The 232-nt window shown below is 68.1% G+C and carries 1 protein-coding gene; it reads left to right on the top strand.

Features of this window, described 5'->3' with window-relative positions; translation table 11 throughout:
- On the top strand, positions 1-232 hold a 232-nt coding region (locus KVT36_RS32380), incomplete at both ends, for a hypothetical protein (RefSeq protein ID WP_217607537.1).

Here is a 232-nt window from a genome sequence, read left to right as displayed (position 1 = left end):
GGCTACGGACCGGAACTCACCGGCCAGATGGTCGACGCCATGACCGAGGCGCTGAAGAGCCAGGAGCCCGCCTTCACGCCGGACCCGTCCGGCATGGAGCAGACCAAGGCGATGATCCTGCTGATGCTGCCGCTCGTACAGGGCGGCATCTGGGTCATGCTGCTGTTCGCCGCCTTCTATATCGCCGTGCGTATCGTCTCCCGCTCCGGCCGGGCGCTCAGGCCCCGCGAGG

The sequence above is a fragment of the Chitinophaga sp. GbtcB8 genome (assembly GCF_019091455.1).
Classification (GTDB): Bacteria; Bacteroidota; Bacteroidia; order Chitinophagales; family Chitinophagaceae; genus Chitinophaga.
Note: the sequence above shows the minus strand (reverse complement) of the source record. Positions and strands in the feature narration are given on the sequence as shown.